Consider the following 14,702-nt stretch of genomic DNA (forward strand, 5'->3'; position numbering starts at 1 on the left):
GCCACTGGTGAAGCGTCGGTATTCGGGCCTTGCGCTATTCGGCGACCAACTTCATCGCGCAGGCCCGTTGGGCGTGCGGGCTGCGTGCGGGCTGCGGGCGCCTGCCCTATGCCAGGAGCCAGTGGCGGCCGTCGGGTGCCCAGCCGACGAGCCGGCGTGCGCCACCGTCCACCGGGCCGCCGCCGGGGCCGAGGTCGCCGCCGTCACGTACGAGACGCAACCCCGCCAGAACCGGCGCGAGGCGCCCACGGGCGTGGTCGGGATACTGGGCCACGTCGTCGTCGAACTGCCCCAGGACGGCGTCGCGCTCGTCGGCGGTTGCCATCGACAGGTAGAACAGGACCTGGCGCCAGGTGTAGGCCATGTCCTTGGTGGTCGTCAGCGGCCGCGGGTTGCCATGGATCCGCGCGGCCAGGCGGCAGGTGGTGGCAAACGCCCCGCGGGCCAGTGCCGACCAGCCGGACGGTGGTGTCACACCGACCTGGCCGGCGAGAAGGGCGAGGTTGTGCGTGGTGAGGATCTTGGCCTGCTCGATCACCGCGCCCCTGCGGATTCTCGCGCCCGGCTCCGTGCCCGTCCCCGCAGCCGCGCCGGACGACGACCCGCCGGAGCAGGCCACGCCCTCGGGTCCGGCGAAAACCCGGGGCGGCGCCGTCGGCCGACGCGGTGGTGCTGGCGGCCATCGGCCCGTGCAGGACCGTCCCACAGGGTGCCCCGTCTGACGCTGCCGCAGGCCTCGGTGTCATAGGGGTGACCAGGCGCAACGCGCCCGGCGGGCGGTCTTTTGGGTCCCGCCGCCTCACCTCGCCCTCCACGAGGTGGAAGTGCTGGACCCACCTCTGCCGCAAGGATTCCACTTCCGTCAGGGTGTCCGGGCCAGGCGGCGTGTCAGCGGCGATGACCGCTTTGAGCAGACGCATCCCGTCACGACCGACCCGCAAGCCGCCTCCTCACGCTTGGTGCGGGTCTTGGGAAACCGGGAGTCCTCGGCCCTGGCGGCGTAGTGCCGGAACCAGCCCGGCTCCGCGACGCCCACCAGCCACTCGGGGGCAGTCTTGGCAAGGGCGTTGAGCGCGGATCGCAGGGTCTCGGCCACCATCTCCAGCCAGGACAGCTCCCGCGCCGACGACAGCACATGCGTGGCGTCGGTGCGGGGCCGGCCCGCCGTCTTCAGCAGGCCCTTGTCCCGGGCCGCGGCCAGGAGGTCGTCCAGCACCCGCCGCCCGGCGTCCGCCTTTACGACGCCCAGCTTGGCGCGGCGAGACAGCTCGGAGGGAAGCGGGTCGTGCATGGTCACCGCGTGCTATCTGCTTCGACCCGCTCGCGGCAGGTGGGACACAGCGGGTTCTCCAGGGCAGATCGTGTGGCGCGAGGCAGTGAAGAAGGTATCTATGCGGCTCAGCGCCGGACGGTCTTACCGCAGCCGGTGCAACAGGTGTGGTGCCATCGCTGGTTCGAGTGAGCGTCGCGTGACGCGCTCTGCGTGCTTCCGCAAGCTTCGAGCACAGCATGCAGCTGATCGCAGAACGTGGAGGCGTCGGAGTGTCGAAGCTCGGAGCCCGGCTGAGGTCTTGTGCCGGACCGACCGCGACCACGTAGGCAGTCAGTCGATGGCCTGGTAGAGGGTGGTCCAGAAGTCCTGAATGGCCCGCGCCGAGTCCGGGGTGGACATCCCGGTCTGGGTGAGCAGGATGCCGACGAGCTGGTTGTGCGGGTCGGCGTAGGTCGTGGTGCCGGCTCCGCCGTCCCAGCCGAACTGGCCGACGGGCGCGTAGTCACCGCGGTAGGTGCGCACCGTCATGCCGAAGCCCCAGCCGCCGGTCTGTCCCTGACCGTGTGACAGGTGGACGATGCTGCGCGCCCAGGTCTGTAGGGCTGATGTCTGCTCGGGTGTGAGGCGGTTGGTGGTCATCAGCTCGACGGCGGGGCGGGACAGGATCCGTTCGGTGCCGTGCATGCCGTGGTTGAGCAGCATCCGGAAGTAGGCGTGGTAGTCGTCGACGGTGGAGTCGAGTCCGCCGCCGCCGGACTGGAACGCGGGGGGCTTGCTGTGGTGTCCCCCTTCGGCCGGGTCCTCCACGCTGAACTCTCCGGTCTGCGGATCGGGGGCGTACAGGGGAGGAAGCCGGTCGATCTTGTCGGCGGGCACGTGGAAGCCGGTGTCGTTCATGCCCAGCGGATCGAAGATGCGCTCGCGCAGGAACGCCTCGAACGGCTGGCCGGTGACCCTGGCCACCAGCACCCCGAGCACGTCGTCGCTGACGTTGTACAGCCACCGCTCTCCGGGCTGGTACATCAGCGGAAGCGTGCCCAGGCGGCGCATCCACTCGTCCGGTTCCACTGCCGGCAGCATCCATCCGTTCTCGCCGTAGACCTTCTGCTCGAAGTACGCGCTCATTATCGGGGCGTCCTTCGCCGTCATGTCCAGTCCGAGCCCGCAGGTGGAGGTGAGCAGGTCGCGCACGGTGATCGGACGCCGCGCCGGAACGGTGTCGTCCAGCGGGCTGTCGGGCCGCTGGAGGACCCGCCGGTCGGCCAGTTCCGGCAGCCACTGATCTATCGGGTCGTCAAGTCGCAGCCGGCACTCGTCCAGCAGGACCATGGTCGCGGCGACCGCGACCGGCTTGGTCGTGGAGGCCATCCGGAAGATGGTGTCCCGGCGCATCGGCGCGCCGCCGTCATGGCGCATCGTCCCGATCGCCTCGACATGGGTCTGCTCGCCCCGGCCGACCAGGGCGACGAGTCCGGGGATCTTCTTGGATTCAACATGCGCTTCCAGCACCTCGCGCAGTCGGCGCAGTCCGGTTTCGGACAAGCCGTTGTTGCCGTTTCCCATCGTGGATCTCCTTGCATGCGGTGGTCGGTCTCGACGGTGCCGCGGGTATGCGGCACGAGGCGGCCGGGCATGGCCCCGCGGCCACCTGGTGCAGACAGGCGATGAAAGTGGTGCTCGGCCCCTGAGGCGCGATCAGACCGTCTTGTCCTGTGTTCCGGTCTCGTTGCCGGAGGCGCGCACGATGTCGTCGGTCAGCTGCTTACGTGCGCGGGCCGGGACGTAGCCGCCCTCCGAGTAGTTCCGGGCGAACTCTTCGACGAACTCCACCGGGTCTTCGCCGACGACCTCACGGATCGGCGTTCCGTCCGCCGCGGCCTGCTCGAACAGGTCGGCGAGGTCTTCGAACATCGACGCGTTGCTGTCTTCGTCGCTCGGCACGAAGTGCATCAGATTCCGCTCGATCGCCTCGACCGCCGTGCGGTAGTTCCCGGGAAGCTCCTTGACGCGCGCCTTGTATGCCCTCCAGCGTTTCTTGGGCCCGATCAGCTTCGAGATGAAGCCGCTCTTTTCGGCATCGGACATGGTCACTCGCCCCCTTCGCGGAGCTGTTCCAGTCGTTCCGTGAGGAAGCTCCAGGTCCTCCAGAACTCTTCGAGGTACTGCCGTCCCTGAGCGTTGAGGGAGTGCACCTTGCGTGGCGGTCCCTTCTCGGAGGGGACCTTCTCCACGTCGACCAGTCCGCGCTTCTCCATCCTGAGGAGCAGCGCGTAGATGGTCCCTTCGGCGATGTCGGAGAAACCCTGCTCCCGCAGCCGTGCCGTGATCTCGTAGCCGTAGGCGGGCCGGTCGGCCAGGGACGCGAGGATGATGCCCTCCAGCGTGCCCTTGAGCATCTCCGTCTCCAGCTTGGTCATGGAACACCTCCCCCTGCGCTAGTCAGCTGTGTTGAGTACCGGTACACAGTAACGCTGACTACCAGTACTTAGCAAGACAGAATAGTGGGGGTGCTCGGTTCGGTACCTGTGCAGTTCACGGTTGGCTGCCCGAGCCGCGTCGAGTTCGCCCTGCCGTACCCCAGGGCCCGGGTGAGTTCGACGTTGGCCCGGAAGCTCCGGTGCCATGGACGACGGGCGCCAGGCCGGGACCGAACGCCGCCGCACCCCCGTCCAGGCCGCAATCGCTGCGGCTCGCGACAAGGAAACCCCGCTGACCGCCGCAGCGCGCTTCTGCGATGTACCGGTGACCAGCACGCAGCGCCCCGCGGGAGTCGACCTCTTCGGTGTCGAGCGGCTTGACCTGAGGGAGGCTGCGGCGTCGGCGCTGCCACCCCGCTGCGAGTCGGCCCGGGACCGGGCGTGGGATGCGGCGGTCCAGTCCGACCCGGCTCTCTTCGACGGGCCCGTGGTGAGCCGCCCCCGGGGCGCGGGAGCCGGCCGAGGAGTTGGGGATGGAGGCGGCTTCGCGGGAGTCGCGGCGCTGGGCCATGACCCGGGGGAGTACGGCAGCGTGGGGCTGACCCATGTCGCCCCGGCTCTGTCGGAGGCGGCGCTGCGAGAGGGGTTCGCCACCGCTGCGTCAGCCGAGCGGGCCCGGGGCCGAGCACCGGAACTCGATGGACCGGCACTGGGGTGCTCGCCAGCCGAATTGGACGGCTTGAGCGGTCCTCACGCGGGCTGTCCGGAGCCGGTGATCAGCCGGTATGCGAGCCACCGAGCGCGTTGACCCCGCCCAGCATCCGGCGCGGGACCCGCTCGACGAGGACGGCCTGGGCCGGGGTCCTGTCCTGGCTGCGCCTCGCGCTGGAACTCGGGCAGATCGGTACACCCGCAGGCTGAACGCCGCGCCCTCCCCGATTGCCGGGGGATGCCCGTTCCGGCCCTGCTCGGGGCCGCAGTTCGCGGGCGTGGATTGCGGGAAGGTGTACTGCTCCGCTCAACTCGCTTTCTAGAGCGTGTAGTTGTTCGAAGAATGACGGGACGGCCAGAGCTTTTCGTCCGTGCTCGCCGCCCCTCCTCGGCACGGGTCGTTCCGGACGGGCGAGGCCGGCAGATGGCGGATGCCGCGATTTCCCCTCTCCCGATGGCCGGGATCCGCACCGCACGGCTCGAAACGGGCGGTTGAGTACACGGTTCCGCACTCCCTGAAGTTCGAGGTCGGTACTGGACGGGGCCGTCGTTTGCTTGTACGTGAACAAGACTGCTGCCCAGAATTCGTCGGCGATAAATGGCCATGCGTCATAACTCTTCCGTCGCTGCGTTCTCAACGACCCCACGCGTGTCATGGGGGATCTTTGTCATGCTCGACACCGTTCGGCGGGCATGGCATAGTCGTTTCGGATTCATCTTCTTGAGCGGAAGAGGACGGCATGCGCGATTTTGTTTGCAGGAGCGTGCGCGTCCGGGAAGGTGAAGAGAACCCCCTGGCGCTAAGGAGTACGAGTTGCCCATTCCCAGGCGCTTGATCTCGGCAGAGGGGCATATCTGGAAGACTGAAGAAATCGCGGCCCGCATTTCGGGAGCCATCGAGTTCTTTGCGCGACGCGGCATAGTGGCCGGCTCACGGGTGATGATGAGCGGGGCCAATTCTCCCGAATGGGTCGTCAATTTGCTCGCGCTCATCCATCTTGATGCCTCGGTGGTCCTGGCCGATCACCGTGCCGCCCCGGCACAGCGCTCGCAGATCCGTGCGCAGGCGCGCGTCATGCTGGAAGTCGGCGACGGTCCGGGCGATGCCTCCCCGTCACAGCCCGCTGGGGACCACGAAGCCCCACCGTCACAGCCCGCTTCAGGCACGGCGGCCGGCTCCGATATGGCGGCCTGGGCGAGGCGCCGGGACGCCGCGGTCTCATGGTCGTCGGGTACGACGGGCAGCCCAAAGGGAATTGTCCGCTCCGGACGCTCGATCCTCGACAATCTCGCACTCAGCGCGGAACGGATGGAGTACCGGCCCGACGACGTCTTCCTGCCCGTCCTGCCGTACTCCCATCAATACGGTCTGTCACTGGTCCTCTGCTGGTGGCTGGGCGGCGGCACGCTCGTGGTCTACGGGCCGACCACGCGCCTGGACCGCGTACTTGAGGTGGGCATTGACCACGGCCTCTCCATCGTCGACGGAGCCCCGTCGACCTATCACACCCTGCTCAACCTGCTGGACCGCCGGCCCCCGCTCGTAACCGCGCTGAAGGGCGTACGAGCCTGGTGCGTGGGCGGTGCCCCGCTGGGGCGCGGTCTGGCGGCCCGGTTTCATGCCCGTACGGGAGAACGCCTGCTCGACGGCTACGGCGCGACCGAGGTGGGAAACATCGCGCTGGCCTCCCGCGCCGACCCGGTGGGGTGCGGCACACCGCTGCCCGGCGTGATCGTCGAAGTCCATGACGACCACGGCAGGCCCCTCCCTCCTGGCCGGCTCGGCGAACTCGTCGTACGCAGTGGCGGCCTGATGACCGGTCACCTGGACGATCACGGTGAGATCATTCCGATTCCGGGTCCCGTCCACCGCACCGGCGACATCGGTCTGCTCGACGATGCCGGGCGGGTCTTCCCGGTCGGGCGCAAGCACGCCGTGCACCGCGACGGCCACACCCTCTATCCCGACCACCTCGCCGCGCGGGCCGAGTCCGCCGGCGCCCAGACGGAGGTCATCGCCGTCCCCGACGCGCGTCTGGGCTCCCGCCTGGTGTTCGTGATCGCGGACCCGGACGCACACGAGCCCGCGCACTGGAAACGGGTACTGCGCGCCGTGCTCGCCCGCTACGAGCAGCCCGACCACATCGTGGTGCTTCCCGAGCTGCCGCTCACGAGCTCGGGAAAGCCCAACCTGGCCGTTCTGGAGAAGATCGCCATGACTTCGCTGTCCACGTCCGGTTCCACCGACACGTCCACGGACTCGGTCCCGTCCGGGGCGACCGACGCACCCCCCGGCTTATCCGTGCCCGAATCAGTCGCGGGCTTATCCGCGTCCACCGCGCCCCGCGCCACCACCGGGCCGTCCACGGTCGGCTCGACCATCCGTGCGAACGATTACCGCATTCCCTTCGCCGACCGCGTCGGCGCGCTGCGTGCGGTGCGCCGCCATGTGGCCGAGAACGAGGACGCGGTGATGGCGATCCTCACCGAAATCTCGCCGCACCGTACCGCCCGTGCGGAGCTCCGTGCATTTCTCGCCACCCTCGACGGAGCCGAGGAGGAGATCCGCAGGGGCCGTCCCGGCAGTCTGCCTCTGGCCGCCGTCTTCATGCCCTCCAACATCCCGCTGTATTCCTACGCGCTCTATTTGCTCGTGGCCTCCCTTTACAGCGACCGCATCGTCTTCCGGCCGTCTTCCGAGATGAAAAGCCAGATGCTGCGCCTGCACGCCCTGCTGGCGCCGGTTCACGGATTGCCCATCGAGTTGTACGAACTCAGCCAGCGCAAGTTCGTGACGGGACCGGTCCGCGAGGCGGACCTCATCGTCTTCACCGGAAAGTACTCCAATGCCGAGGTCATCCGTGAAGGACTGGCGGAAGACCAACTCTTCCTCTTCTTCGGACACGGCATCAACCCCTTCGTGATCGCACCCGACGCCGATCTCGCCCACGCCGCACAGGACGTCACGACGATCCGGCTCTACAACTCGGGCCAGGACTGCTTCGGCCCTGACGTCGTGTTCGCGCCGAAAGGCCGCACCGAAGAATTCCTCCACCTGCTGTCCGCCGAACTCGCTTCGCTGCGCTTCGGGCCGAACGACGACCCCGGCGTCGACTACGGTGCGATCTGCTACGACTCGGCGCTGGTGAACTGCTCGGACTACCTGGTGCGGCACGCGCGTCACATCCGGCACGGCGGGCGCATCGACCTGCCGTCCCGCAGGATCGAGCCGACCGTGCTCCTGTGGGGCTTCGACGACAAGATCCCTCTCGACGAGATGTTCGCCCCCGTGTTCAACGTCGTCTCCTATCCCGGCGCGCGGTTGTTGCGCGAGCGCCTGGCGAGCCCCTACTTCAGCGAACGCGCGCTGGGAGCGATGGTCTACGGGAACGACCCGGAGACCGTGCGGGTCCTGTCCCAGCGCCACCACACCTGTGTCAACCACACCCTGCTCGACGCCGAGGACGGCAACCGCCCGTTCGGCGGATTCGGGATGAGGGCCAACTACATCTCCTACGGCGGCGAGCGGCACGCCGAGCCGCTGCTCATGTCGCAGGCCGTGGCGCGGAACCTCCCGGCGGCTCCCGCTGCCACGGTGGGTGAGAAGTGACCCGAGCGAGCAAGCGGTATGCCGACGCCTGGTCCGCGATCGTCGACGTGCTGGCGGCGAACGAGGTCGACACCTGTTTCGGACTGCCCGGCGACGACCTGGACTTGCTGTGCGCCTTCGACGCCGCCGGCCTGGACCTCGTACCGTGCCGGGACCAGCGCAACGCGATGCACATGGCGACCGGCTATGCGTTGCAGTCGGGCCGGCTCGCCGTCTGCGTGCTGGGCAAGGGGCCGGCCGTCACGCACGCGGCCACCGGCCTGCTGGAGGCGCGGGAGACGGGTGCGCCGATCCTCGTACTCGCCGCCGGTACGCCCGAACAGCGCCGGGGGAGCGGCGGGTTCCAGGAACTCGACCAAGTCGCCGTGGCAGCGCCCCTGGTGCGCTGGGCACACCGGGTGGGCCACCCCGACCGGGTCGTCCCCTCGACGGTCACGGCGCTGACCCGAGCGATGGGGCCACCGCCCGGACCGGTGTACCTGGAGTTGCCGGACGACGTCCGCACGGCTGAGATCACTGTCAGCGGGAATACCCCAACTCCTCCTGAAACACTGCTCCTTGACTCGAACTCCGTGACGCCGGGTCCGGCGCTGGCGGCGCTGCGCGCGAGCAGTCGCCCGGTGGTGCTGGTGGGCGGCGGAATGCGGCACCGCAACGACGACAGTGCGGTCGAGCGCTTCGCCGAACGCCTGGGCGCGGCGCTGTTCACCACCGCGTCCGGCCGGGGAGCCGTCGATGAGAATCATCCGCTGTTCTGCGGCGTGGCAGGCCTTTATGCCGCTGCCCCGGCACGCGAGTTGTGGTCGTCCTGCGACCTGGTGGTGTCGCTCGCCGGGCGGCTGGAGGAGACGGTCGTCGAAGGCGGCACGCCCTGGCCGCCGGTCACCGTGGTGCAGGTCAACATCGACCCGGGCGGACTGTCGTCCGAGTTCTTCGGCCCGCGTGTCATCGGCGACGCCCGGCACGCCGTGCTCGGCTGGACCCGGGCGCTCGGCGATGACGTGGCCGAGCACACGGACACGACCCAGCGTCGGAAGAACAAGGTCGCGGACGCGAGAGGGCAGTGGCGGAACGAGATCGCGGACGCCCGCAAGGCCATGTCGCTCGCAGTCGAGGGGGAGTTGGCCCGCGCCGCGACGCTGCCGGGAATCCGCATCGCCGAGCTGCTTGCCGCGCTCGATGCCACTGCCGCCGAGCGGCACGTCCTCGTCCAGGAGAACGGGCTCCAGGACATGTGGTCCTACTGCTTCCCCTTCCACATCGGCGGCGGATCCATCGTGCCGTCCGAGCAGACCCCGTTGGGCTTCGGGGCCGCCGCGGCCATCGGGGTCAAGCGAGCCGCCCCGGACCACGAAGTCACCGCGTTCGTCGGGGACGGCGCCTTCCTCGCGGTCCGCGCCGACATCGCCGTCACCGCGCCGGCCCACGGCGGCGTCCTCTACGTCGTGCTGTGCAATGGAGGCTACGGCTGGCTCGACGCCCAGCGCGCCCGCCTCGGCCTCGACGCCGAGCGCTATCCCTTCACCCGGCCGGGCGCGCCGCCGCCCGCGGTGGACGGGCCGGACATTCACTACCGAGTGCTGCGCGACAAAGCCACGCTGACCGACGAGGTCGTCGCCGCACGCCGGTTCTGTTCCCGGGGAGGCACGGCCGTGCTCATGGTGCCGGTCGCCCCCGACGACATCCCTCCGTGCGTCAGCGAAGCCGAGGTGGTTCCCCAGTGACAGCGGCAAGGGAGCGAGGTGACAAAGGGCGCCGGGTCATGGTCACCGGGTATGGCGCGGTGACGCCGCTGGGCCACAGCGTCGACGAGACATGGACGGCGATGCTCGCCGGCCGCAGCGGCATCGACACCGTGGACGCCATCGACGTGACCGACCTCGGCGTCCGTATCGGCGGCCAGGTCCGGGGATTCACGCCCAGCCGTTACATGCCCCAGACGGTCAGTCGCCGCGCCGACCCGTACGCGCAGTACGCCCTCGCCGCGGCGCTGGAAGCCTGCGAACACGCCGGACTCGTCGTCGACGAACAACTGGCACCACGGGTCGCCGTGATCATCGGGAGCGGGTACGGCCCCGTGGGGTCCATCTACCGCGCCGCGAACATCCTGCGCGACAAGGGGCCACGCGCCATCAGTCCCTTCACCCAGGTCACGACCGCCATGGACAGCGCGGCCGGCGAGATCAGCATGCGTCTGGGCACCCAGGGTCCCAGCCGGGCCCAGAGCACGGCGTGCGCCAGCGGGGCGGACGCGGTGGGCGCGGGGATGCGCATGATCAGCCATGGCGAGGCCGACGTCGTTCTCGTCGGAGGCGCCGATGCCTGCGTCACCACCGTCGACCTCGCGGGCAGCGGCAACGCCCGCGCGCTGTCCAGACGCAACGACGACCCAACCGCGGCGTGCCGCCCCTTCGACGTGCACCGCGACGGGTTCGTGATGAGTGAGGGAGCCGCCGTGGTGGTCCTTGAGTCCGCCGAAGTGGCCCAGCGGCGGGGAGCGAGGGCCCTGGCCGAACTCATCGGGTACGGGGCGAGTTCCGACGCCCATCACTGGACGGCTCCGCACCCGGAGGGACGGGGCGCCTGCCTCGCCGTCGAGGCGGCGCTGCGCGACGCGCGGATATCGGGACCGGACGTGGACTACGTCAACGCCCATGGAACCGGCACGCAGTTGAACGACGCCACCGAAGCGGCCGTTCTGCGCAAGGTACTGGGGGATCGCGTCGACCGGATCCCGGTCAGCTCGACCAAATCGATGACCGGGCACATGATCGGAGCCGCGGGCGCGGTCGAGCTGGTGGCCTCGATCCAAGTCCTGCGCACCGGCGACGTCCCGCCGACCATCAACTGCGACGAACCGATCGACCCGGACATCAACTTCGTACCACACCAGGCGCAGCACCACGACGACGTACGGATCGCGCTCAGCAATTCGTTCGGCTTCGGTGGTCACAACGCCGTTCTCGTGGTCCGGTCCGTATGAGGTCACGGTCGTGAACCACCTTCCCCGACCGGCCCCGAGCTCCGTCACCGTCACGCGCAGCGGACCACTGACCTGGATTCAGCAGTGGCACTGGTTCGAGCACACCATCCCCGCGCAACGCCGGGTGAATCCGACGCCGCTCGCGGACCACTGCCACGTTCCGCCCGCGGCCACGGTCGCCGACGTGCTCGCGGCGCTCGGGTTCCTCACCGCCCGCCACGAGGCGCTGCGCACCACCGTCGACCCGCTCCGCCCGGTCCAGTACGTCCACCGCCCGGACTGGGCTCCCCTGCCTGTCGACTACGCCGACGTGCCCGACGCCGACGCCGACACCCTGGAGGCGGCCACAGCGGCGCTGGCCGCCCGCCCGATCGACCCCGAGCGGAACCCGCCCTGGCTCGCGAGGGTGCTGCTCAGGGCCGGGAAGCCGTGTGCGGTCGTGATCGCGGCCCACCACGTACTGATCGACGGCTGGGGTCTCGCGGTGCTGATCGACCAGCTGCACGCTCAACTACGCGGCGGAGAGGCGTTGTTGGAGGCATCCCCGCACCCCCTCGACATGGTGGCCACCCAGCCCCTGGAACGCGCCCGCGCGGCCGAGCTCGAGTGGTTGACGCGTCTCGCGAGCAACCCGACCGGCGTGCTGGCCCCTTTCGGCGGGAGCGACGACGGCGCTGGGCGCCATCGTCTCCAGCACCGCTCGGTGGAGGCGTACGACGACCTCGACCGCCTGGCCCGTCGTCATCGGGTCAGCCCGGAGGCCGTCGTGCTCGCGGCGCTGGCTCACGACATCGCCACCCGCACCGGCGAACACCGGTTCCTCGCGTCCGTGGTCGTGTCCAACCGAGCCCGCGCCGCGCTGCGCGACAGCATCGGCGTCCGGGCACTGACGGTCCCGGTACAGATCGACCTCCGCCCGGGCGCGGCGTTCGGCGAGGTGGTCGCCTCCGTCGCCGCGGCCTGTGCCGCGGCCTACCGGCACGCCCAGTGGCGCCCCGCCGAACTGGTCGCGTCCCAGGCGCGCATGGACCGGCGCCGCGGCGTCGTGACCGTACCCACCATCGAGTACAACTGCTACTCGTGGCCACGCGACTACCTGGTCCCCGCACGGTACGGACCGCCGGGCGGGGCCGCCACCTGGATCACGAGTGCCCCCGACGAACCCTGCGAGACGCTTTACGTGGACCTCGGCCGGGACGAGGGGGTCGTCACTCTCGATGTCACCGTCGGGGACCATCTGCTCGACGCCGAGCAGGCCCTGGAGCTGCCGGTCCGGTTGTGCGGTCTTCTGCGCGCGCTCGCCGACGGAGCCGAGTGCCCGGTGCCGGAACGCCCCCTCACCCCCGCCACCCCCGGATGGTGGCGCGCCCCACAGGGATGGGTGCGCCTGGCCGACGTCGAGGAGGTGTTGCGCGGTCACGCGGGCGTGCACGCGGTGACGGTGGCGCCCGGCGGGGAGGCCGCAGGGGAGCGTGAGGCGCCCAAGGGGGAGCGCGAGGAGACGAGGGGGGAGGGCGGCGGACCGCACCTCGCGGCGTACGTCCGCGTCGCCCCTGGCGTCACCCCCGGCGACCTGCACCGCCACGTCCTGGACCACCTCGGCGAAGTGCCCGCTCTGGTGGCCCCGAGGCGTTACGTCCTGACCCCGGCGGCCGGCCCCGACCCGGGCCGGTCCTGCGTCCGGCCGGGCACCGCCACCGGCGATACGGAAGCGCTGTGGGTCGCGTCGCGCCCGGCCGCGACGTGCGCCGAACGGGCGTTGGCAGCCGCCGTGGCCTCCGTCGTGCCCGGCGGTCTGCCGGCCGGCACCCTCGACAGCCCCGACGCCGTGGACATGCACCGCAGCCTCGCCGACCACGGCGTGACGCTGGTCGCAGTCCCACAACTGCTCGCGCTGTTGCGCCAGTTCGGCTTCACCGGGATCGCGTCGGACGAGCTGGCCGGAACGGCCTCGCTCGGCCATCTCGCCGCAGCCCTGGAGCCCCTACCGCCCCGCGACCCCCGTGGAGGAGATACCTCACCATGACCGCGTCCCACATCGCCGCACCGTCCGTGGACCGCCTGGCCCCGTGGGGCTTCGGCGCCTTCGTCGAGGCGAACACGCACGACACGGCCTACCGCCCGCCCGTGGTGGACGGTCCGGTCGGGCCGACCATCGTCCGCAACGGCCGCGAGCTGGTGAACTTCGCCAGCATCAGCTTCCTCGATCTGGAGCGCCACATCCCCGTACAACGCCATTTCGCAGAGGGGGCACTCGCCCACGGCCTGAGCACCAGCGGATCCAGGATGACGCAGGGGATCTGCCGCCCTCACCAAGTACTCGAAGACACGATCGCCCGCCACACCGGCAAGGAACGGGCCATCAGTTTCGCCACGGGGCTTCTCGCCAACATCGGGTTCGTCCACGCCATGAGCAGTTCCGCGCACTTCGACGCCGGGATCGAAGTGCGCAACCACGACACCGTTTTCGTCGCCGACCGTGACGTCCACTGGAGCATTTGGAAGGGCCTGGAAGGACTGGACTACGGGCGCAACGTCCACGCGTTCCGGCACAACGACGTCTCCGATCTGGCGCGCATCCTGAAACGGGTCCGCGCCCGCAAGACCGTCGTGATCGCCGAGAGCATCTACTCGGCCGACGGCACCATGGGGCCCATCGTCGACATCCTCGACGAGTGCGACCGGCACGGCGCCATCAGCATGATCGACGACGCGAACGGGTTCATGGTGTACGGGCCCGAGAACCGTCCGTACGCGCGGGAAGCGGCCGCGGTGCGGGAGCGGGCCGACTTCGTCATGGTGTCCCTTTCGAAGGCCATCGGTCTGGAAGGCGGTGCGATCGCCGGGCCGGCCACGGCCATCGACGCCTTCGAACTGCTCTCCGGCACCTCGATGTTCACGGCCGCCATCCAACCGCCCACCGCCCACACGGCGACGCGCACGATCGACGCCCTCGCCGACGATCCGGCGATCGTCGACGACTACTTGGCGCATGCCGCACGCTTCCGCCGACAGATGCACGAGGCGGACACGCCGACCACGCCGACCGAGTCGTACATGCTCTCGGTGCCGATCGGCAACGACGCCGCCGCCCTTCAGATGCGGGAGTGGTTCGTCGAGGACGGCTACCTCGTGCCGGTCTTCTCCTACCCCGCGGTCTCGCGCAACCGGGCGCTCCTGCGCCTGTTCCCGCACGCGGGCCACACCGAGGAGCAGATGGACGGCTTCCTGCGCACCCTTCTCACCTACCGGCGGCGCCTCGCGCTCTGACCTCCCCGCCGAGATTCGCGCCCGCCGCCCGGTCACCGTCTCATGTCGCCCCCCTCAAGCCTCACGAAGGAGAAGCCCCGTGGTGAACAGCACCAGCAACACCGGCAACACCGGCAGTGCCAGCGGCCGTACGGGCAACACTGACATCCTGACCGCCCTTGCCCAGATCGTCGAAGAGGTCGCCGGGGTCGACTCCGCCGCGGTGACCGGCGAGAAGTCCTTCACCGACGATCTCGACATCGACTCCCTGTCGATGGTGGAGATCGCCGTGGCGCTTGAGGACAGCTTTCGAGTGAAGATCCCCGATGACCTGATCACGGAGCTGAAGACCGTCGGCGACACCGTGAGCTACATTGCCGACCACCGATGACCGCCGCCGGACGGCCGGGCCGTCGGACCATACGGACCACTCGCCTCGCCCGGGTCAACACCGCATCC

At 69.8% G+C, this 14,702-nt stretch carries 10 protein-coding genes and 1 pseudogene; 6 read left to right on the forward strand and 5 right to left on the reverse strand.

Going from position 1 to position 14,702, the window contains the following annotated elements:
* Positions 1-106 precede the first annotated feature (106 nt).
* The 5 genes and pseudogenes from ACFYM2_RS12515 to ACFYM2_RS12535 form a co-directional block, all read right to left on the reverse strand.
* On the reverse strand, positions 107-538 hold the full coding sequence (locus ACFYM2_RS12515; protein WP_388835709.1) for a hypothetical protein: 432 nt from the start codon (positions 536-538) through the stop codon (positions 107-109).
* Between the two features lie 158 nt (positions 539-696).
* Positions 697-1,234 (reverse strand): annotated as a pseudogene (locus tag ACFYM2_RS12520) (IS5/IS1182 family transposase); the annotation flags it as partial.
* A 369-nt stretch (positions 1,235-1,603) separates the two neighbouring features.
* On the reverse strand, positions 1,604-2,836 hold the full coding sequence (locus ACFYM2_RS12525; RefSeq protein WP_388835712.1) for a serine hydrolase domain-containing protein: 1,233 nt from the start codon (positions 2,834-2,836) through the stop codon (positions 1,604-1,606).
* Positions 2,837-2,968: 132 nt separating this feature from the next.
* Positions 2,969-3,358 (reverse strand): DUF1048 domain-containing protein, encoded by a 390-nt coding sequence (locus ACFYM2_RS12530; RefSeq protein WP_388459840.1) that lies wholly within the window; start codon positions 3,356-3,358, stop codon positions 2,969-2,971.
* Between the two features lie 2 nt (positions 3,359-3,360).
* Positions 3,361-3,690 carry a PadR family transcriptional regulator gene (locus ACFYM2_RS12535; protein WP_388835714.1) on the reverse strand — a complete coding sequence of 110 codons (330 nt, stop codon included), beginning with the start codon at positions 3,688-3,690 and terminating at the stop codon, positions 3,361-3,363.
* 1,543 nt (positions 3,691-5,233) lie between these two features.
* On the opposite strand from ACFYM2_RS12535, the gene ACFYM2_RS12540 reads away from it, so the two are divergent.
* The 6 genes from ACFYM2_RS12540 (at position 5,234) to ACFYM2_RS12565 (ending at position 14,634) form a co-directional block, all read left to right on the forward strand.
* Complete coding sequence (locus ACFYM2_RS12540) at positions 5,234-8,011, forward strand: aldehyde dehydrogenase family protein (RefSeq protein ID WP_388835802.1); 2,778 nt, start codon at positions 5,234-5,236, stop codon at positions 8,009-8,011.
* Positions 8,008-9,735 (forward strand): thiamine pyrophosphate-binding protein, encoded by a 1,728-nt coding sequence (locus ACFYM2_RS12545; protein WP_388835717.1) that lies wholly within the window; start codon positions 8,008-8,010, stop codon positions 9,733-9,735. Before ACFYM2_RS12540 ends, ACFYM2_RS12545 begins: the two co-directional genes overlap by 4 nt.
* Positions 9,736-9,773: 38 nt before the next feature.
* Positions 9,774-10,994, forward strand: a complete 1,221-nt coding sequence (fabF, locus tag ACFYM2_RS12550; RefSeq protein ID WP_388835720.1) for a beta-ketoacyl-ACP synthase II — start codon at positions 9,774-9,776, stop codon at positions 10,992-10,994.
* A 10-nt stretch (positions 10,995-11,004) separates the two neighbouring features.
* The gene (locus ACFYM2_RS12555; protein ID WP_388835723.1) at positions 11,005-13,020 is read left to right on the forward strand and encodes a condensation domain-containing protein; all 2,016 of its coding nucleotides are present in this window, start codon (positions 11,005-11,007) and stop codon (positions 13,018-13,020) included.
* Positions 13,017-14,264 (forward strand): aminotransferase class I/II-fold pyridoxal phosphate-dependent enzyme, encoded by a 1,248-nt coding sequence (locus ACFYM2_RS12560; RefSeq protein ID WP_388459834.1) that lies wholly within the window; start codon positions 13,017-13,019, stop codon positions 14,262-14,264. The genes ACFYM2_RS12555 and ACFYM2_RS12560 overlap by 4 nt, the downstream gene beginning before the upstream one ends.
* 82 nt (positions 14,265-14,346) lie before the next feature.
* On the forward strand, positions 14,347-14,634 hold the full coding sequence (locus ACFYM2_RS12565; protein ID WP_388835805.1) for an acyl carrier protein: 288 nt from the start codon (positions 14,347-14,349) through the stop codon (positions 14,632-14,634).
* Positions 14,635-14,702: the final 68 nt, after the last annotated feature.

This window comes from Streptomyces sp. NPDC006711 (genome assembly GCF_042869775.1).
GTDB lineage: Bacteria > Actinomycetota > Actinomycetes > Streptomycetales > Streptomycetaceae > Streptomyces.

What these genes read in the sequence shown, in the direction of transcription:
- ACFYM2_RS12535 (WP_388835714.1), bottom strand. Translation starts at nt 3,690, where the DNA reads ATGACCAAGCTGGAGACGGAGATGCTCAAGGGCACGCTGGAGGGCATC.
- fabF (WP_388835720.1), top strand. Translation starts at nt 9,774, where the DNA reads ATGGTCACCGGGTATGGCGCGGTGACGCCGCTGGGCCACAGCGTCGAC.
- ACFYM2_RS12560 (WP_388459834.1), top strand. Translation starts at nt 13,017, where the DNA reads ATGACCGCGTCCCACATCGCCGCACCGTCCGTGGACCGCCTGGCCCCG.
- ACFYM2_RS12525 (WP_388835712.1), bottom strand. Translation starts at nt 2,836, where the DNA reads ATGGGAAACGGCAACAACGGCTTGTCCGAAACCGGACTGCGCCGACTG.
- ACFYM2_RS12530 (WP_388459840.1), bottom strand. Translation starts at nt 3,358, where the DNA reads ATGTCCGATGCCGAAAAGAGCGGCTTCATCTCGAAGCTGATCGGGCCC.